Source organism: Xanthomonas albilineans, from assembly GCF_009931595.1.
In the GTDB taxonomy this organism is placed as follows: domain Bacteria; phylum Pseudomonadota; class Gammaproteobacteria; order Xanthomonadales; family Xanthomonadaceae; genus Xanthomonas_A; species Xanthomonas_A albilineans.
Genome location: NZ_CP046570.1, coordinates 3,329,726 through 3,347,435, shown reverse-complemented (window position 1 = coordinate 3,347,435; position 17,710 = coordinate 3,329,726). Strand labels below are relative to the sequence as shown.

General features: G+C 65.5%; 16 protein-coding genes. 7 read left to right on the top strand and 9 right to left on the bottom strand.

All coding sequences use genetic code 11. The annotated features are described in order from the left end of the window. Window positions 1–43: 43 nt before the first annotated feature. Window positions 44–817: an SDR family oxidoreductase gene (locus XaFJ1_RS14010; protein WP_012917338.1), complete on the top strand. Its 774-nt coding sequence runs from the start codon at window positions 44–46 to the stop codon at window positions 815–817. A 141-nt stretch (window positions 818–958) separates the two neighbouring features. On the opposite strand, the gene XaFJ1_RS14005 is transcribed toward XaFJ1_RS14010, so the two are convergent. From XaFJ1_RS14005 to XaFJ1_RS13965, 9 genes are all read right to left on the bottom strand, one after another. After that, window positions 959–1,585: a DUF4124 domain-containing protein gene (locus XaFJ1_RS14005; RefSeq protein WP_045757413.1), complete on the bottom strand. Its 627-nt coding sequence runs from the start codon at window positions 1,583–1,585 to the stop codon at window positions 959–961. Next, window positions 1,585–2,337 (bottom strand): hypothetical protein, encoded by a 753-nt coding sequence (locus XaFJ1_RS14000; RefSeq protein WP_045758463.1) that lies wholly within the window; start codon window positions 2,335–2,337, stop codon window positions 1,585–1,587. Before XaFJ1_RS14000 ends, XaFJ1_RS14005 begins: the two co-directional genes overlap by 1 nt. Window positions 2,338–2,431: 94 nt before the next feature. Further along, window positions 2,432–2,992: an L-threonylcarbamoyladenylate synthase type 1 TsaC gene (tsaC, locus tag XaFJ1_RS13995; protein WP_012917335.1), complete on the bottom strand. Its 561-nt coding sequence runs from the start codon at window positions 2,990–2,992 to the stop codon at window positions 2,432–2,434. A 136-nt stretch (window positions 2,993–3,128) separates the two neighbouring features. After that, window positions 3,129–5,624, bottom strand: a complete 2,496-nt coding sequence (locus XaFJ1_RS13990; RefSeq protein ID WP_012917334.1) for a DNA topoisomerase I — start codon at window positions 5,622–5,624, stop codon at window positions 3,129–3,131. Between the two features lie 247 nt (window positions 5,625–5,871). Then, window positions 5,872–6,804, bottom strand: a complete 933-nt coding sequence (locus tag XaFJ1_RS13985; protein WP_012917333.1) for an RDD family protein — start codon at window positions 6,802–6,804, stop codon at window positions 5,872–5,874. Window positions 6,805–6,841: 37 nt separating this feature from the next. After that, the gene (locus XaFJ1_RS13980) at window positions 6,842–7,558 is read right to left on the bottom strand and encodes a pilin (protein WP_012917332.1); all 717 of its coding nucleotides are present in this window, start codon (window positions 7,556–7,558) and stop codon (window positions 6,842–6,844) included. Between the two features lie 22 nt (window positions 7,559–7,580). After that, on the bottom strand, window positions 7,581–8,054 hold the full coding sequence (locus XaFJ1_RS13975; RefSeq protein ID WP_012917331.1) for a DUF494 family protein: 474 nt from the start codon (window positions 8,052–8,054) through the stop codon (window positions 7,581–7,583). 43 nt (window positions 8,055–8,097) lie between these two features. After that, entirely contained in the window at window positions 8,098–9,252 is a 1,155-nt protein-coding gene (gene dprA / locus XaFJ1_RS13970; RefSeq protein ID WP_012917330.1) for a DNA-processing protein DprA, read from the bottom strand. Window positions 9,253–9,333: 81 nt separating this feature from the next. Then, window positions 9,334–10,467, bottom strand: a complete 1,134-nt coding sequence (locus XaFJ1_RS13965; protein WP_012917329.1) for a LysM peptidoglycan-binding domain-containing protein — start codon at window positions 10,465–10,467, stop codon at window positions 9,334–9,336. A gap of 138 nt (window positions 10,468–10,605) precedes the next feature. On the opposite strand from XaFJ1_RS13965, the gene def reads away from it, so the two are divergent. From def to XaFJ1_RS13935, 6 genes are all read left to right on the top strand, one after another. Further along, a complete protein-coding gene (def, locus tag XaFJ1_RS13960) occupies window positions 10,606–11,118 on the top strand; it encodes a peptide deformylase (protein WP_012917328.1) in 513 nt (170 codons plus the stop codon). Between the two features lie 104 nt (window positions 11,119–11,222). Further along, window positions 11,223–12,146 (top strand): methionyl-tRNA formyltransferase, encoded by a 924-nt coding sequence (gene fmt / locus XaFJ1_RS13955; protein WP_012917327.1) that lies wholly within the window; start codon window positions 11,223–11,225, stop codon window positions 12,144–12,146. A 17-nt stretch (window positions 12,147–12,163) separates the two neighbouring features. Next, window positions 12,164–13,483 (top strand): 16S rRNA (cytosine(967)-C(5))-methyltransferase RsmB, encoded by a 1,320-nt coding sequence (gene rsmB, locus XaFJ1_RS13950; RefSeq protein WP_045757036.1) that lies wholly within the window; start codon window positions 12,164–12,166, stop codon window positions 13,481–13,483. Between the two features lie 25 nt (window positions 13,484–13,508). Next, entirely contained in the window at window positions 13,509–15,224 is a 1,716-nt protein-coding gene (locus tag XaFJ1_RS13945) for an ArnT family glycosyltransferase (RefSeq protein WP_012917325.1), read from the top strand. Between the two features lie 76 nt (window positions 15,225–15,300). Next, window positions 15,301–16,338, top strand: a complete 1,038-nt coding sequence (locus tag XaFJ1_RS13940; RefSeq protein WP_045757412.1) for a glycosyltransferase — start codon at window positions 15,301–15,303, stop codon at window positions 16,336–16,338. A gap of 68 nt (window positions 16,339–16,406) precedes the next feature. Continuing rightward, window positions 16,407–17,693, top strand: coding sequence for an O-antigen ligase family protein (locus XaFJ1_RS13935; protein WP_045757035.1), 1,287 nt, complete (start codon window positions 16,407–16,409; stop codon window positions 17,691–17,693). Window positions 17,694–17,710: the final 17 nt, after the last annotated feature.

Here is a 17,710-nt window from a genome sequence, read left to right as displayed (position 1 = left end):
GGGTATTATCCTACGCCTATCCCGTAGCCAAGCAGGCAGGACCATGCAGCACCGTTGGCGGCTGGACGGACAGACCGCGCTGATCACCGGTGCCAGTGCCGGCATCGGCCTAGCCATCGCAAGCGAATTGCTCGGTTTTGGTGCCGACCTGTTGCTGGTGGCGCGCGATCTCGATGCACTGGCCGCCGCCCGCGATGAACTGAGCGAGGCCTTTCCCGAGCGTCGCATCCTGGCGCTGGCCGCCGACGTGTCCGACGATGAGGACCGTCGCGAGATTCTGGACTGGGTCGAGGATCATGCCGACGGCCTGCACCTGCTCATCAACAATGCCGGCGGTAACGTCAGCAAGGCGGCGGTGGATTACACCGAGGACGAGTGGCGCGCTATCTTCGAAACCAACCTGTTCTCCGCCTTCGAGCTGTCGCGTTACGCCCATCCGCTCCTCGCGCAACATGCCGCCTCGGCGATCGTCAATGTCGGCAGTGTGTCCGGGCTGACCCATGTGCGCAGCGGTGCGCCCTACGGCATGACCAAGGCGGCGTTGCATCAACTCACCCGCAACCTTGCCGCGGAGTGGGCTGAGGATGGCATTCGGGTCAACGCGGTGGCGCCATGGTATATCCGCACCCGCCGTACCTCCGGCCCCCTCTCCGATCCGGACTACTACGAGCAGGTGATCGAGCGCACGCCGATGCGCCGGATCGGCGAGCCGGACGAGGTGGCCGCCGCAGTAAGCTTCCTGTGTTTGCCGGCGGCCAGCTACATCACTGGCGAATGTATCGCGGTGGACGGGGGGTTCTTGCGCTACGGGTTCTAGGCCGCCCTGTCGCAGTCATGTTGGGGGGCGTCGCTTCGCGAGGCCTTTGTCGCGTGTTGCCGTATTTCGTGCGAGCCGGCCATCTCTGGTTTACGTCGGCCACTGGCAAAGATGAACGGTGGTCTTGTGTCGGATCGTGCGTTACGGCGACGTGGCGCAGTCGCTCGCCTGCAACAACTGCTGGCGGCGCTGGAACTCCTCGCGCAGTGCCTCGGTATGTTCCGGGATGGCAAAACGCCAGTGGGTTTCGGCCTCGGCCACGTAGGCCTGCCATGCCGCGCACAGTCCGTCGCTGGGCAGCGCCTGACATTGGTCGTGGACGACCTCGCAGGCGCTGCCGCCGGCGCGGTCGGGGCTGCCGTCCAGACCCTGGGTGGGCAAGGGGATGCAGCGTGGTGGTGGCTCGGCCACTTCACCGGTGTAACGCTGCTGCTCGCGCGTTGTGCAACTGTACAGCGCAGGGGGCGGGGGGCGTGGCGCCGCGACTGGCGCGGGTTCTGCGGTGGTGGTTGGAGACGCGGTCGCTACAACCGGTGGTGCTACAGCGGATGCCGCTGGCGGCGGCCGTTTTGTGGCCGGTTCGGGGGGCAGCGGAGCGCTGCTGACACCTTGCATGATCTTCTTTTGTTGGCGCATGCCTTTGGGGCACGGCTGGTTCTGCACGGTCAGGTTGTCCTGCGCGTCGGTGCAGCGATAGAACACGACCGGCTCGGCGTGCGCCAACCCTGCCCAGCTCAGCAATGCGATCAAATAACCTGTGTGGCGCATCAGTTGCCAACACAATCCCGAGCCAAGCGCGCATCGATGCCGCGCTGTTCGGTTTCCATCGCGCGGCGCTCGCTCTGTAACGCGCTGTTGTAGCGGCGGATCAATTCCCAGCGGCGGTCGGTCAAGCGCGCGCAGACCTCTTGCCGCGGCAGCGCGGTGCAGGTGTCGCGGACCAGAGTGCTGCCTGCCGGCACGATCACGCCAGCGCCTGGATAGACCACATGCGGCGGCGGAGGTGGTCCAGGCGAGTGCGGCGCGCCGGACGGCGGCCCGGGTGGCCCGGGGGGGCGGCTGTCCGGACCGCGTCCGCGTGGCCGTCCGTCTTCGTCGTCTGCGTAGCCGAATGCCCACAGCGGGACCCAGCGCGGATTGCCGGCATTGTCGTCGCTGGTGTAGCGCTGGCCGTCGCTGGTGACGCACTCGTACATCGGTTGTGGCGGTTGCACGCTGACGATGCGGATCTCGCGCTGCGGTAGTGGTGCCGGCGCCGCTGCGGCACGCGCTGGATCGGTGCTGAGCGTTGTAGTCGGGCGTGTCAGCGGATCGCGCGGCCGCTGCATGTCCAGCACCTGTTGCGGGCGCCCGCTTTCGCACGGAATGCTTTGCAGGCTGGTCGTGCCGGAGGTGTTGATGCAGCGGTAGATACGCACGTCTCCACTGCTGCCGTCGCTGCGCACACTCTGCGCCCAGGCGCTGCCGGTCGAGGACAGCAGCAGGCTCAGCAACATAAGCAAGCGTGGTAGGACGGACATGGGCGCATCTTGCGCGCCTTCTTCGGTCGGGGAAAGAGCGGATGCGCCATCGCATCCGCTGGATGACGTCAAGATGCGACCAGGGCAGCCGGTCTCAGGCGCGCAGGATCTCGCCGCTGATAGCGTCGCGGATCGGGGTCGGTTGGGCCAGGCCACCCGTTTCGCCGTGGAGCAGGCCGTCGAGTTCGGCCAGCAATTGCGGATCCAGTTCCTCGCGTTGCCGTGCCGGTGGTTCGCCGCCGCGGTTGGCACTGGTGGAGACCAGCGCGCCTGCCCAGTGTCGGCACAGTGCGGTCACCAGTGGATGTGCACTGATGCGCACGGCGATGCCGTTGTGGGTGCCGGTGATCCAGGGCGGGGCCTGCGCGGTGGCGGGCAGGATCCAGGTATGCGGGCCTGGCCAACTGGCCAGTACCGCAGCGAGCCGCTCTGGCGGCAGTGCCGACAGGTCGAGTAGCGGGTGCAGTGCATCGAGTTCGGCGGCGACCACGATCAGGCCCTTTTCCACTGGGCGTTGCTTGATGCGCAGCAGGCGGTTCACTGCCGCCGCGTCGTATGGATCGCAGCCGAGGCCCCAGACGGCTTCGGTGGGATAGGCAATGATGCCGCCCTGGCGTAGGGCAGTGACGGCTTGGCTCAGCGACAGATCGGTCATGTGTGCATCATGCGGTACGTGCCGGTGTTCGAACAATGCGCGCGTCTGCGCTGTGAGTGAGTCTCGTGGCGCGACATCGCGCTGTCGCGCATCGGCGTGCGTCATGCGGCGCGCGCCGATACCTGGGCGGCTTGGATCAGGCCCCCTTGGCGACCTTGGCGACGGTTTTCTTGGCCGCTTTTTTCACTGCCTTCTTGACGGTTTTCTTCGTGGCTTTCTTGACCGCCTTCTTCGCGGCCGTCTTGGTCGGCGTATCGGCGACGGTCTTCTTGGCCGGGCTCTTCTTCGGCGCGGCTTCCTTCTTGGCGGCGACCTTCTTGGCGCCGAATCCGCGGCGCACCGGCTTGCCGGTTTCCTCCAGCAGCTTCTGTACCTCGTCCAGGGTCAGGGTGGAGGGTTCGCGGTCCTTGGGGATCTTGCCGTTGAGCTTGCCATCGCTGATGTACGGGCCGAAACGGCCGTTGAGCACCTGAATATCGCTGTCGGGGAATTGCTTGATGATGCGGTTGCGGGCGATTTCTTCCTTCTCCTCGATCAGGAACACGGCGCGTGCCAGATCGATGGTGTAGGGGTCGTCTTCCTTCTTCAGCGAGGCGTAGACGCTGCCACGCTTGGCGAACGGGCCGAAGCGGCCGATGCCGACGCTGACGTCATCGCCCTTGTCCTGGCCGAGCAGGCGCGGCATCAGGAACAGCTCCAGCGCCTCCTCCAGGGTAATCGTGTGCATGCTCTGCCCCGGACGTAGCGAGGCGAACTTGGGCTTGTCCTCGGCGTCCTCGGCGGTGCTGCCGATCGCCGCATACGGCCCGAACCGGCCCAGGCGCACGCTGACCGGTTTGCCGGTCTTGGGGTCGGTACCGAGCTCGCGCGCGCCGGTGGCCTCGGAGCGGTCCACCGATTCCTTTTTCTCCTCGACCAGTTCCTTGAACGGACCCCAGAACTTCTCCATCAACGGCCGCCATTCTTCCTCGCCACGCGATACCGCGTCGAGGTCGTCCTCGAGCTTGGCGGTGAAGTCGTAGTCGACATAGCGGGTGAAGTGTCCGGACAGGAACTTGCTTACCGCGCGGCCGACGTCGGTCGGTCGGAAGCGGCGCGCGTCCAGTTCCACGTATTTGCGGAACATCAGGGTCTGGATGATGGAGGCGTAGGTCGAGGGACGGCCGATGCCGTATTCCTCCAGCGTCTTGACCAGCGAGGCTTCTGAGTAGCGCGGCGGCGGCTCGGTGAAGTGCTGGTCGGCGTGGATACGGTCCAGTGGGATGCGGTCGCCGGGCTTCATCGCCGGCAGCTTGCGGCCTTCGTCCTCGTCCTCGGCGGCCTTCTGATCCTTGCCTTCTTCGTAGACCGCCAGGAAGCCCGGGTCAATCACCGTGGTGCCGCTGGCACGGAAGCTGTGCTCGCTGCCGGCGGCCAGTTCCACGGTGACGGTGTTCATCGTTGCTGGCACCATCTGGCAGGCCACGGCGCGCTTCCAAATCAATTCGTACAGGCGGCGGCCATCGTCGTCCAGGTACTTGGCCATCTGTGCCGGCGTGCGCAGTGCGCTGGTCGGGCGGATCGCCTCGTGCGCTTCTTGCGCGTTCTTGGACTTGGTCTGGTAGGTGTTGGGCTTGTCCGGTAATGCGCCGGTGCCGAAGTCGCGCGCGATCACGTCGCGGATTTCCACCAGCGCATCCTGCGACAGGTTCACCGAGTCGGTACGCATGTAGCTGATCAGGCCGACGGTGCCCTCGTCGCCGACGGTCACGCCTTCGTACAGTTTCTGCGCCACGCGCATGGTGCGGCTGGTGGTGAAGCCGAGCTTGCGCGAGGCTTCCTGCTGCAAGGTGGAGGTGGTGAACGGTGGCGCGGGGCGGCGCTTGCGTTCCTTGCTGGTCACGTCGGTGACGTGCAGTGCGCCTTGTGCGGCCTTCTGCAGGCGCATCCGCGCGTCTTCGGCGGTGGCACCGTCGGTGATGGTGAATTGTTCGAATTTCTGTCCGTCGAGCTTGACCAGTTTGGCGGCGAACGGCTGCGACGGATGCGCGCATTCGGCGCCGATGGTCCAGTACTCGCGCGCGAGGAACGCTTCGATTTCCTCCTCGCGCTCGACGATCATGCGCAACGCCGGCGACTGCACACGACCGGCAGATAGGCCGCGCTGCACTTTGCGCCAGAGCACCGGCGAGAGGTTGAAGCCGACCAGGTAATCCAGTGCGCGCCGCGCCTGTTGCGCATCGACCAAGTCGCCGGCGATCTGCCGCGGGTGCGCCATGGCTTCCTTGATCGCGCGCGGGGTGATCTCGGTGAATACCACGCGGTGCAGCGGCTTGCCCTTGAGCAGGCCACGTTCTTGCAGAATTTCGGCGATGTGCCAGCTGATTGCTTCTCCCTCGCGATCCGGGTCGGTCGCCAGATAGATGTCGTCGGCCGCCTTGGCCGCCTTGGCAATGGCATCGACGTGTTTTTCGTTCTTGTCGATCAGCGCGTAGCGCATCGCGAAGCCGTCGTCCGGATCGACCGCGCCTTCCTTCGGAATTAGGTCGCGCACGTGCCCATACGAGGCCAGGACATGGAAATCCTTGCCGAGGTATTTGTTGATCGTCTTGGCCTTGGCGGGCGATTCGACGATGAGCAGGTGCTTGGACATGGTGTGTCGGGCTTCGATAGGCGGGGCGGTGGACGCCCCAGGGGGCGGTAGGGTGGCGCAATTGCTCTGGTTAGTGAAGCGCTGAGGTGTCGCACAGAGGCTGGTACTCGGGGCAGACACCCCGAGCGTTCAGCTAAGGTGCTTATTTATTAGTGGTCATGTCTGGCGCCTGCTGTCAAGCTGGGGCGGTTGCGCCGTGCGGCCTGGTGCCCCGTTTCAGTGGCGCTGTTGCCACAGGGCGTCGCGCTCAGTGCAATTTGCCTTGGGCGGCTAGGCTGATCACCAGCAGCAGCACCATCAGCAGCACCGCCGCCGTTATCAGGACGCCGAACAGCACCAGGGTCACCACAGTGACCGTGCCGAGTTTGCGTTGCTGCCGCTCTGGATGGTCGGTGTATGCCCATTTGTCCACGACCAGCGTATCGCAGAGCATGTCGTGCAGGGCTTGCTTGCGCTTGGTGAAGGCGGCCAGCAGGAAGCCGCCGATGGTTATGCTGCTCAGCATGAAGCCGAAGTAGCGACCGATGGCCCGGACAAAGGTTATGCGGCTGCCATCGCCGCGGACCACCTTGATGCCGATTGCCATCTTGCCCAGCGTGGCCTGCTTGGTGGAACTGTGGCACAGGCTGTAGTAGAACGCCCAGATTGTCAGTGGCAGTAGGTATATCGGCAGCAACATGGCGATGCCTGCGGCGGTCGAAAGATTAGGGGGATTGCGAAAACCGCGAGCGCCAAAGATGGCGAGCATGACCACGAACTGGATCACATTGGCGACGATGCTGACCAGCACACTGTCGATAAAGTTGGCGGCGACGCGCTTCCAGAAGCCGGCCTGCACCACCTCGCCGTTGTTCACGACTCGCGCGTCACCGTTTGACCATGCGCTGGGGGCTGTGTAGGTCGATTGTGCCCCGGCAGGTTTGGCCGCTTTCCAGGCATCGGGTAGCGACGGTTCCGACGGCGGGGCCGTTGGCGGTGTGTCGGCCATGGCGTGCGCAGGCGGCTGGATCAGGCCGAGTTCGTCGGCGCACTCGGCCAGCGTGCGCCACTCGCTGAGGCCATCCCGCCAAACCAGGGTGGATAGATCGATCTCGCCGCGCTGGAAGCACTGTTGCAAGTTGGTGGCTGGCATCGGTCCATGTTGCTGCTGCGCCGCATCGGCGTAGTACCACTCACTCATGTGTATCCCCGGATTGTTGTCGAAAAAAGTGTGCTGTTCACGCGCCATGGCACTGAGCAGGTAGGTCGCGCTGGTTCAGGTTGGAGCGGCAGTGCCACGTGGAGGTTCGCGCATCGTAGTCCAGCCACAGTGCTTTGCCATCGAGTCTGATGCGATTGGGCGCGCGCAGTGTGGCTTCCAGACCGCAATGGCCGTTGTCGAAGCGGCCAATGCGGACCTGGCCGATGAAGGGGCTGGCGTCGTGTTGTGGCATGCCGAAACCAGTGTCGCTATTCGTTGCGCAACGCTGATGTTGTGCAGCGAACTCGGCGATTTCGGTCTGTAGTGGCGCCAGGCTGTCGAGTGCCAGGGTGACCTGTGAGCGTGCCAGATAGCTCTGATAAAGGGGTATGGCGATGGCGGCGAGGATGCCCAATACCGGTATCAGTGCGATGCCCGTACCCACTGCGAAGATAGCGGCGATAGCGCAACCAGGCAAACCACGGTGACGTGCAGGTGCGTTCGTCGTCGGGGTGTATGTGCGTGCATCCGGTAGCGGCAATGGTGGTGGTGTCGCCGGGAGGCATAGCTCAAGTTGCAGAGCGACGGTATGCAGTGGCTGCCACCAGATCATGCCCTCGCGCCAGACCAAGTTGTCGCGAGTCAGTAGGCCCTCGTCCAGCCGTGCGCGCAGCGTTTGCGCAGTCAGTGGGCCGTGCGGCTCGCGTGCTGCGTCGATGTAATACCAGATGGTGTTGGGGTCTTCTGTGTGCATCCGTGCAATGGCCGTCAGTGTCTCAGTGCAGTGGCTCGGGCTCGTCGACGAACATCTGCGTCTCCATCCATGCGTAGGCCGCCTCGGCGCCGGGCTGGTTGAACAGGACCATCAGCACCACCCATTTCAGGTCGTCCAGATCCAGTTCGTCCTGGTCCAGGGCCATGGCGCGGTCCAGCACCAACTCGCGCTGGTCGCTATCCAGGATGCCGTGTTGTTCCAGGAACAGCAGAAAGCCACGGCATTCCACGTCCAACTTATCCAGCTCCGGTCCGTGATAGAGCCGGATCGGGCCGTCGATGCGAGATTGCGCCACCGCCGGGCGCTGATCTGCCAGAGCGTCTAGCCAGTCGAACGCCTTGCTGATTTCGGTGGGGCTGAAACCTGCTTGGATTAAGCCATTCTGGAGGGAGTCGCGATCACGGACCGGGTCGGCGTCTTCGCTGAAATAGTGTTCGAACAGGTACAGCAAGACATCCAGAATGCTCTCTTTCATTGCCCCTCGGCCTGCGTCGGCAGACGCTGTGGAGGTGAAGAAACTAGGGTTTGCGGGTGTAACGACCGCGTTCAACCGCCACGTAGCCATCCAGTTCCATGGTTAGCAGCATGGAGGACACCGCTGCAGCCGTCAATCCGCTGCGTGTGATGAGGGAATCCATACAGAGGGGGTCGTGCCCCAGCGCCTGCCACAAGTTCTGGTAGTCCGGGTTGGGGAAGTCTGGCGTGGTGCGGCGCTCGACGGTAGTTCCTTGAGTGGGGGGGGATAGACGCGTGCGCAAGGCGTCTGCCAGTTGGGCGGCTAACGGCCCGATACCGGCGATGACCTCCTCGGCGCTTTCCACCAGCCCGGCGCCATCGCGAATCAGGCGATGGCAGCCGCGTGCAAGCGGGTTGTGGATCGAGCCGGGAAGTGCGAACACCTCGCGCCCTGCCTCGGCGGACAAGCGCGCTGTGATCAGTGCGCCCGAGCGCGTGGCGGCTTCGATGACCAGGGTTGCCAGGCTCAGTCCGGCGATGATTCGGTTGCGGGCTGGGAAGTGGCCGGCCCTAGGCGGGGTGCCGGGCGGATGTTCGCTGATCACCGCGCCATGTGTCGCAATGCGTTCTCGCAGTTCCGCGTGTTGGCGTGGGTAGGCTAGGTCCGCCCCGGTGCCGACCACTGCGAGGGTGAGGCCGCCCTGGTGCGATAGGGCCGCCGTGTGCGCTGCCGCATCGATCCCGGCGGCCATGCCGCTGGTCACCGCGATTCCAGCGGCCGTCAGCGCCAGGGCGAAGCATGCGGCATTGTCGCGTCCGCCTGCGCTAGGGGCGCGGCTGCCTACGATAGCCACAGCCGGATGCCACAGTATGGAGGGGTCGCCTTCCACATAAAGTGCTAAGGGTGGGTTCGGTGTGCGTAGCAGTAGTGCCGGGTAATCCGGGTCGTGGCAGCCGAGCAGGTGCCGGCGTGGCCCTGCCAGCCAACGTTGCGCGTTGTCGAGTGCGTCGTAATCGGGCTGGCGCAGCGCCGCGATCTGCGCGGGCTCCAGGCCTGCAGCGCGCCAGGCGATGGGCCCCGCATCCAGGGCGGTGGCAGGACTGCCGTGGCGCTGTAGCAGGCGCCGACGTGGGGCGCAGGCGCCACCGGCCAGCGAGAGTGCCAACAATGAGGTATCGCCGTCGTCCGAGTTGGAAAATTGGGGCGCATGGGACATCTACCCAGGCTAGGCCGCAAAGGCAGACGGCGCCATCGGGCGCCGCCTGTTTCGATCGTAGGACTACCCCGCGTGCGCGGGTCAGTGTGCGTCCGGATGCTTGGCGTCGTAGCCGATGCGGGTCGGCTTGATGCCGTCCATCACCAGCGCGTAGCTGACCTTGTCGAAGGTGCGGAACACCATGGCGTGGGCGGCGTATTCGTCCGGCAGGGCCACGCTGCCGCTGCCGCCGGTGAATCCGTCGTCGGCGCGCGAGGTGTTGGGGCGCCGTAGGCGGTCGTTGACCCGTGTTCCATGGCGCCACAGCGAGACCACGCTGCCGTTGTCGATGCCCTCGCGGCGGCCGCCGGACAGGGCGATCACATCGCGTGGGCCGGCCGCACTGAACGCGTCAGCCACCGCCAGTACCCGCATCCCGGCCGCCAGTGCCTGCTTGGATGCTGGATGCGGGACGAATTGCAGGTCGTAGGGTTGCGCCTCGACCGCGATCAGACGGTCGCCGGCGCGCACTTCGCGCGCGCTGTCCTGCAACAGCAGGGTGGTGGCCTGGTTGTCGTTGCCTGATGCGCGAGTGACGGTGCCGATGTTGACCTGGGCCAGTTCGTAGCCGAGTGACTCGCGGCGCTTGTCCGGCGGCACGAAGGTCTGCCAGAGGTTGCCGCTCCCCGGGATGCTGCGGCCTGCGGCGTCGAGGTCGTCGCTGAGCTTGGGCAGTACGTAGCGCACGGTCGGGCGCACCACGGCATACCGCTGCCCGACCTGGGACGTGCCCAGCCCGACGGCGTAGACCAGTTGTCCGGTGGTCGCGCGCATGCGGTTGTCCTCAAGGCCGACCACGTAGGGCAGGCCGTCGATACGGTCGACCACGCGCAGATTCTTCAGGAACGGCTCGATCTGGGACAGAGGGATCGTGTCGATCGGCGCCTCCTGGCGCGGGCCTGGCTTGATCTCGGCGTGCGCTACCCGGTCTAGGTAGGCCAGGCTGAGGACGTCGCCGGGATAGATCAGGTGCGGGTTCTGCACCTGCGGGTTGGCCTGCCAGATTTCCGGCCACAACCATGGCTTGCCGAGGAAGCGTCCGGCGATGGCCCACAGGGTGTCGCCTTTGCGCACCACATAGGTATCGGGATGTTCGGCGGCCATGCTCGCCGAGACGGCATAGGTCGCTACGGTGAGCATCGCGACGGCGACGACCGTACGGAGTCGATTGAACATGAGTGAGCAGCCTGATTCCCCAACAGGTTGACGCACTATAGTCTAGAACCCTGGGCGTGGCGCAAGCGCCGGATTCAGAAACGGGTAGAATCTGCTGGTCTTGCCGAATTGTTTCGTGCCCCCATCCTGGGTACCGCCATGGCCTTGCTCACAATCCTCGAGTTTCCCGATTCGCGCCTGCGCACCAAGGCCGAGCCGGTCGATCCTGCCGAAGTCGCCAGTGTGGCGTTCCAGCGTCTGCTCGACGACATGTTCGACACCATGTACGCGGCCCCCGGTATCGGCCTGGCGGCCAGTCAGGTGGACGTGCACAAACGGTTCATGGTGATCGACGTGAGCGAGGAGAAAAATGCCCCGCATGTGTTCGTCAATCCGCAGATCGTGCAGCGCGAGGGCGAGCAAGTGCACCAAGAGGGCTGTCTGTCGGTGCCTGGGATCTACGCCGATGTGACCCGCTCCGAGTCCATCACCGTGCGCTACCTGGACCGTCAGGGCCAGTCGCAGGAGTTGACCACCGATGGCTTGCTGGCGGTGTGCGTGCAGCATGAGATGGATCACCTCGACGGTAAGTTGTTCGTCGACTACTTGTCCCCGCTCAAGCGTGAAATGGTGCGCAAGAAGCTAGTCAAGGCGCGCAAGCACGTGGCCTGAGAGCCTGGCGTTGCGCGGCCGGGTGGTGGCGCCGCAATGCCGCTGTTGGGTCGGCCGCTGTCTACCAGGCGCATTCCTCTTTTCCTTTTTCGACATCCTTGCCAATGAGAATCGTCTTTGCCGGTACGCCGGACTTCGCCGTGCCGTCGTTGCGCGCGGCTGCGCAGCGCCATGAAGTCATCGCGGTTTACACGCAGCCCGACCGGCCTGCTGGTCGTGGTCGTGGTTTGACGCCGTCGCCGGTCAAGTTGGAAGCGGTGGCACGCGGTATTCCGGTGTTGCAGCCGAATACCCTGCGTGCGCCGGAGTCGTTGCAGGCGCTGCGCGCGCTGCAACCGGATTTGATGGTAGTGGTGGCCTACGGCTTGATCCTGCCCAAGGCAGTGTTGGCCATTCCGACTCACGGCTGCTGGAACGTGCATGCTTCGCTACTGCCCCGTTGGCGTGGCGCCGCGCCGATCCAGCGCGCGATCGAGGCCGGGGATGCCGAGACCGGGGTGTGTCTGATGCAGATGGACGCCAGCCTGGACACCGGTCCAGTGTTGCTCTCCCAGCGCACTCCGATCGACGAGGCCGAAACCGGTGGGCAATTGCATGATCGGCTGGCGGCCCTCGGCGCACGGGTGTTGTCCGACGGTCTAGGTCTGCTGCGCGCGGGATTGCGCCCGGTGGCGCAGCCGCAGTCCGCGACCGGCGTTACCTACGCGCACAAGCTGGACAAGGCGCAGGCACGGCTGGACTGGCAGCAGTCGGCAGCGCATCTGGCACGGCAGGTGCGTGCCTTCACTCCGTGGCCGGTCGCTGAAGCGGTGCTGGCTGGCGAGCGGGTCCGAGTACACGGCGCGATCGCGCTTGACTTGGCGCATAAGCAGCAGCCTGGCACTTTGCTGACCGCGTCCAAGCAGGGTATCGACATCGCGTGCGGTCAGGGCGCGTTGCGCCTGCGCATACTGCAGCGGGAGGGAGGCAAGGCGATTACCGCAGCCGATTATCTCAACGCGCGGCGCGACCTGCCGGTGTTGGCCTGAAATTGGGGCATTCGGCGATGAGCGTGCCGTCAACCGTCGGGTTGCCACCGGGCGTGGCGCCGCGGGTCGTCGCTGCCCGGGTGCTAGTGGCGGTGATCGATCGCGGTCGCTCGTTGAAGGCCGAACTTGCCGCTGCGCTGCCGGGGTTACCCGATGCGCGCGACCGCGCGCTGGTGGAGGCGATCTGCTTTGCCGTGTTGCGCCGGCGTCCTGCCTATGAGGCGGCGCTGCGTTTGTGGTTGCAGAAACAATTGCCGCAACGCGATGCCGAACTACGTGCCCTGTTGCTGGCCGGGTTTGCCCAGCTTGATGTGCTGGGGTTGGCGCCGCACGCCGCGCTGTCGGCGACGGTCGAGGCGACGCGTGCGCTGGAGCGGCCGCGCCAGGCCGGGTTGGTCAATGCGTTGCTGCGGCGCGCGTTGCGCGATGGGTTACCTGAGGTTCCCGCCGATGCCGGTTGGCCGCTGTGGTTGCGCGATGCGGTATGTGCCGACTGGCCCGAACAAGCCGAGGCGATCTTTGCCGCCAGCCAGCAGCCCGCGCCGCTATGGCTGCGGGTCAACCGCCAGCGCGGCACGCGCGCGACTTACCTACAGGCGCTGGCCGATGCCGGCATCGCCGCGCAGGCAGCGTCGGCACTCGCCGATGCGGTTTGTCTTCACGTGCCGATGGCGGTGAGTGCCTTGCCTGGTTTCGCCGAGGGCTGGGTTTCGGTACAGGATGCCTCCGCGCAACAGGTCGCCGATGTGCTGGCGCCGGCACCGGGTGCGCGCGTGCTCGACGCTTGCGCCGCGCCCGGCGGCAAATCCGCACATTTGCTCGAACGCGATCCGACTTTGTGCCTGACCGCGTTGGATGTGGACGCCCGGCGTCTGCAGCGCGTGCGCGAGACATTCGAGCGTATCGGTAGCGGGACGCAGGCTCGACTGCAGGTCGCCGACGCGGCGCAGCCGCAGACATGGTGGGATGGCGTGCCGTTCGACGCGGTGCTGCTCGATGCGCCGTGCTCGGCCACTGGCATCGTGCGTCGCCAGCCGGACGTGCTGCTGCACCGGCGAGGCGAGGACCTGATCGCGCTGCAAGCGCTGCAGGCGCGCCTGCTGGATGCCGGCTGGCAGGTGTTGCGGCCGGGCGGGGTGCTGGTTTACGCCACCTGTTCGCTGTTGCAGGATGAGAATGCGCGGCAGTTGCAGGCGCTGTTGGCGCGCCATGCGGACGCGGCGCTGGAGGATCCGGGCGCTGCCTGCGGGCATCCCAGTGGCGGCGGCCGCCAGCGTCTGCCCGGCGAGCAGCATGCCGATGGGTTCTTCTACGCCCGTCTGCGCAAGACGGCGTGAACCGGTCCCGGTATCATCGCGCCCCATGCTGAAGACCCGCGCGTCTCGAGAGTTCTGGTTGCTGGCCGTGCTGGCTTTGCTGGTGCTCGGCGCCGGCCTCGGTCTGCGCGATCCGCATCCGGCGGACGAGCCGCGCTTTGCGTTGGTCGCCAAGCAGATGGTGGAGAGCGGCGATTGGCTGTTCCCGCGTCGCGGGACCGAGTTGTACTCGGACAAACCGCCGATGCTGATGTGGCTGCAAGCCAGCGTCTACACGTTGCTGGGGAATTGGCGGGTGGCGTTTCTGCTGCCGTCGTTGCTGGCGGGATTGGGCACGCTGGCCTGTGTCTACGATCTGGGCCGGCGCCTGTGGACGCGCCGGGTCGGAATGTACGCGGCCTACGCGCTGCTGTTCGCCTTTCAATTCACTTATCAGGCGAAGAGGGCGCAAATCGATCCATTGGTGGTGTTCTACATCACCCTGGCGAATTACGCTCTGCTGCGCCACCTGTTGCGTGGCCCGGATTGGCGGCTGTGGGCGTTAGGCTGGTTCGCTGCGGGCCTGGGCACGATCACCAAGGGCGTGGGCGCGCTGGCGTTGCTGATGGTGCTGCCGGCCGCCGCGGCGTCGCTGGCGCACTGGCGCGGCTGCGTCGTCGGTGCGCGTGATCGGCGCTTCTGGTGGGGGCCATTGGCGTTCCTGGTGGCGGTGTCGCTCTGGTTGGTGCCGATGGTGACCATGGCGTTGTCGGCGCACGCGCCGGAATACCGCGCCTATCTCAACGACATCCTGTTCCGGCAAACGGCCGGGCGCTATGCCAAGTCCTGGGACCACGCGCACGGGCCGTTGTACTTTTTCGGGGTGATGCCGAGCATGTGGCTGCCGGTGCTGCTGGCCTTGCCCTGGGCGATCCCTGCCTGGGCAAGGCGCCTGCGTCGGCGCGATGCGCGTTACCTGCTGCCGCTGGCGTGGTGGGGGCTGATCGTGCTGTTTTTCTCGATCCCCAGCGGCAAGCGCGATGTCTACGTTCTGCCGGCCTTGCCGATGCTGTGCTTGGCGATGGCGCCGCTGCTCCCCGGGTTGTTACGCAAGACCGGGATCAAGCGTGTGTTGCGCGCGTTCACTGTGTTGCTGACGCTGGTCATCGGCGGCGTCGGTGCGGCGATCCTGCTCAATCATGGCTTCCGCGTGCGGATGATGCAGGATCGCGGTATCGATTTGACCACGGTGCAGTTGCTTGGTTGGACGCTGTTGGCGATCGGGCTATGGGGCGTGGTCAGCCTGACGGTCTTTGTGCGGCGGCGTCCCGAACTGGCGATGGTGTCGCTGCTGACCATGGTCTGGGTGCTGGCTGGGGTGCTGGTGTACCCGCTGATCAACGTGTCCAGTTCTGCGCGTGGTGTGATGGACGCGGTCGGGCGCCGGGTCGGTCCGGATGCCGAACTGGGTCTGGTCGCATGGAAGGAACAAAACCTGCTGATGGCCGACCGGCCTGCCGTTACCTTCGGTTTTGTGGTGCCATGGGACGAGCAGTTGCGTCGTGGCATTGCTTGGCAGGCGCAGGCGCCGCAACGGCGCTGGCTGCTGGTCCAGGACACGGCGATGCTGAGCTGCATCCAACGCCGCGCCAGCACCCTGATTGGTGAGTCCAACCGGCGGACCTGGTGGCTGGTTCCGGCCGCTGCCGTGCATGGCCGCTGCGTGGTCACCGATGACGACCGCGATCGCTTGCGTGAGCAGGAAAAGGAGCGTTTTGAATGATCTGCGATCATCCTCCTTCGTGGCGTTGCAGGGTCGGTGACGGGGCGTGTGCCTCACGCCTGGGAGGCGATGCATGATGCGGCCACGCCTAATCCGCGTCATCAGCCGCGATAACGGCAGTGGCTTGAGCCGCGATCTGCAGTTGGTCGCCGAGACCTTGCGCAGCAGTGGCCGTTATCAGGTCGAAGTGTTGGGGTTCGGCACCGTGCGCCTGTCCAATCATTTGCGGGAACTGCGCCTGTGCTTGTACAGCCTGTTGTGCGGGCGCGCCGACCTGCAGATCTTCCTGGAGCGTGTGTATCCGCGCTGCCTGAACAGCGGCCGCTGCAACGCCTTGGTGCCCAATCCGGAATGGTTCCTCGCCAAGTGGCTGCCTTGGCTGCCGCGCTTCAAACAGGTGTTGTGCAAGACCCGTCAGGCCGAGCAACGCTTCTCCACGATGGGGCCGGCGACCGCCTTCATCGGTTTCTGCAGTGACGACTGCTACCGCCCGGAGGTGCCGCGCGAGCGCGCCTGCTTGCACGTGGCCGGACGCAGTACGGCCAAAGGCACCGCGCTGTTGCTGCAGGCCTGGGCGCAGCATCCGGAGTGGCCGCGGCTGACAGTGGTGCAGAGTGCCAAGAGGTCGCATTCCATCCAGGCCGAGAACATCGATTATCTGACCGGCTATCTGGACCAGGGCGAATTGCGCCGCCTGCAGAATGTGCACCGCTTCCACCTGTGTCCGTCCGAGGTCGAAGGCTTTGGCCATTACATCATGGAGGCGATGAGCGTCGGCGCGGTGGTGATCACCACCAATGGCGCGCCGATGAACGAACTGGTGACGGTCGAGCGTGGGGTGCTGGTCGATCCGGTCGGCGAGGGCGTCGACAACCTCGGTGTGCGCTATCGGATCGACGTCGCCGGCATCGAACGGGCAGTGGCGCAGGCCTTGGCGCTCTCGCCGATGCAGTGCGATGCCCTGGGCACGGCGGCGCGTGGGTTCTTCGAGTTGCGTCGGCGCGAGTTCGACCAATGCCTGCATGCCGCCGTGGCCGACCTGCTCGGTGAAGTCTTGCCGTCCGATCAGCCAAGCCCCAGCGACACCGATCGCGAGCAGGTCAGGTCGGGTTAGGTCTCCAACTTGGATCATCGCCGCTCCTTCTCCTTCTCCTTCTCCTTCTCCTTCTCGCTGTCATTTTGATGCCTCGATCCAGCGTGCCTCGACATGCTTTCTTCGCATTTTCTCGCCAGGCCATTGCTGAGCGGGGAGCGGCGCTGGCGTTGTTATGCCTGCCGGCGCTGGTGGTGAGCCTGCGCGGCGGACTGCTGCCGTTCGGTCTATTGCTGCTGACCACCAGCCTGTTGGCGCTGCCGCGCCTGGGTCAGGCGGTGCGGCCGTTGCATCCCTCACTGCGCTGGCTTTGGATCCTGGCGTTGTTGGTGATCGGGTTGTCGCTGTGCTCGCTGCTTCACTTCGGGCAGCCGCTGAAGGAGATCGATAATCGCACCCGTTTTCTGGTGTTGCCGTGGACGGCGTTGTGGGTGTACGCGTTGCGCCCGCCGCAACGGTTGTTGTGGTGTGGCGCGCTGCTCGGCATCTTCGGCGCACTGGTGCTGGCCAGCGTACAGGTGTTGCAGGGCCAGCCGCGCGCGGAGGGATGGACCAACGCCATCGTGCTGGCCGATGTGGTGCTGGTGCTGATGGTGCTGGCGGTGTTCTGCCGCCCGCGTGGCCACTGGTTGTGGACGATCGGTGCGGTCGTGGCCGGTGGCGCGACCATTTTGCTCAGCGGTAGCCGTGGCGTATGGCTGGGCGTGCTGCTGTTACTGCTGGTCACCGCGCTGTGCGGCGTGCGTTGGCGCAGTGGCGCGACCCGGCTGTTGATCCTGGGCGTGCTCGCCGCGCTGGCGGCGATTCTGGTCTTGAGTATCCCCTCGCTGAGCCGTCAGACCCGCCTGAGCGAATTGCATCACGATGTGCTGCGCTATGAACGCGGCGATAGCGATTCTTCGGCCGGCGCGCGCATCGAGCGCATCCAGGTGGCGGTGGCGACCTTCGTTGACCATCCGTTGCTCGGCGTTGGTGTCGGTCGTTTCGACACCGCCATGCTGCGCCTGCCGGACTGCCGGCGACGCACCTGGGTGGAGCGCTGCCATCTTGGGCACGCGCACAACGATCTGGCCGAGTGGAGTGCCACCCAGGGTATCCCCGGCACATTGTTGATCCTGATGGTCTATGGCGTGCCGATGTGGGTGCTGGTGCGTCTGTACCGACGGCGTCAGCAGCGCGAGTTCCATGGCCCTGCGGCGGCGGGAATCATGGTGGTTGCGGCCTATGTGTTGTGCGGCATGACCCAGTCGATGTTTGCGCACCAGGTGACGACCGGGTTTTACGTCGCGTTGGTCGGCGTGTTGATCGGCCTGGCGGCGCGCGAGGCCGCCGAGGCGACGGGCGCGACCGCTGAAGGTGCGGCGCGAAGCCGTTAGACTGCCGATCCCGCAGC

Excerpts from the sequence above, each read along its gene's own strand:
- XaFJ1_RS14000 (WP_045758463.1), bottom strand. The coding sequence starts at position 2,337 with ATGTCCGTCCTACCACGCTTGCTTATGTTGCTGAGCCTGCTGCTGTCC.
- XaFJ1_RS13985 (WP_012917333.1), bottom strand. The coding sequence starts at position 6,804 with ATGAGTGAGTGGTACTACGCCGATGCGGCGCAGCAGCAACATGGACCG.
- XaFJ1_RS14005 (WP_045757413.1), bottom strand. The coding sequence starts at position 1,585 with ATGCGCCACACAGGTTATTTGATCGCATTGCTGAGCTGGGCAGGGTTG.
- rsmB (WP_045757036.1), top strand. The coding sequence starts at position 12,164 with ATGAGCGTGCCGTCAACCGTCGGGTTGCCACCGGGCGTGGCGCCGCGG.
- XaFJ1_RS13990 (WP_012917334.1), bottom strand. The coding sequence starts at position 5,624 with ATGTCCAAGCACCTGCTCATCGTCGAATCGCCCGCCAAGGCCAAGACG.
- XaFJ1_RS13945 (WP_012917325.1), top strand. The coding sequence starts at position 13,509 with ATGCTGAAGACCCGCGCGTCTCGAGAGTTCTGGTTGCTGGCCGTGCTG.
- XaFJ1_RS14010 (WP_012917338.1), top strand. The coding sequence starts at position 44 with ATGCAGCACCGTTGGCGGCTGGACGGACAGACCGCGCTGATCACCGGT.
- fmt (WP_012917327.1), top strand. The coding sequence starts at position 11,223 with ATGAGAATCGTCTTTGCCGGTACGCCGGACTTCGCCGTGCCGTCGTTG.
- XaFJ1_RS13965 (WP_012917329.1), bottom strand. The coding sequence starts at position 10,467 with ATGTTCAATCGACTCCGTACGGTCGTCGCCGTCGCGATGCTCACCGTA.
- dprA (WP_012917330.1), bottom strand. The coding sequence starts at position 9,252 with ATGTCCCATGCGCCCCAATTTTCCAACTCGGACGACGGCGATACCTCA.
- XaFJ1_RS13975 (WP_012917331.1), bottom strand. The coding sequence starts at position 8,054 with ATGAAAGAGAGCATTCTGGATGTCTTGCTGTACCTGTTCGAACACTAT.
- XaFJ1_RS13940 (WP_045757412.1), top strand. The coding sequence starts at position 15,301 with ATGCGGCCACGCCTAATCCGCGTCATCAGCCGCGATAACGGCAGTGGC.
- tsaC (WP_012917335.1), bottom strand. The coding sequence starts at position 2,992 with ATGACCGATCTGTCGCTGAGCCAAGCCGTCACTGCCCTACGCCAGGGC.
- def (WP_012917328.1), top strand. The coding sequence starts at position 10,606 with ATGGCCTTGCTCACAATCCTCGAGTTTCCCGATTCGCGCCTGCGCACC.
- XaFJ1_RS13935 (WP_045757035.1), top strand. The coding sequence starts at position 16,407 with ATGCCTCGATCCAGCGTGCCTCGACATGCTTTCTTCGCATTTTCTCGC.
- XaFJ1_RS13980 (WP_012917332.1), bottom strand. The coding sequence starts at position 7,558 with ATGCACACAGAAGACCCCAACACCATCTGGTATTACATCGACGCAGCA.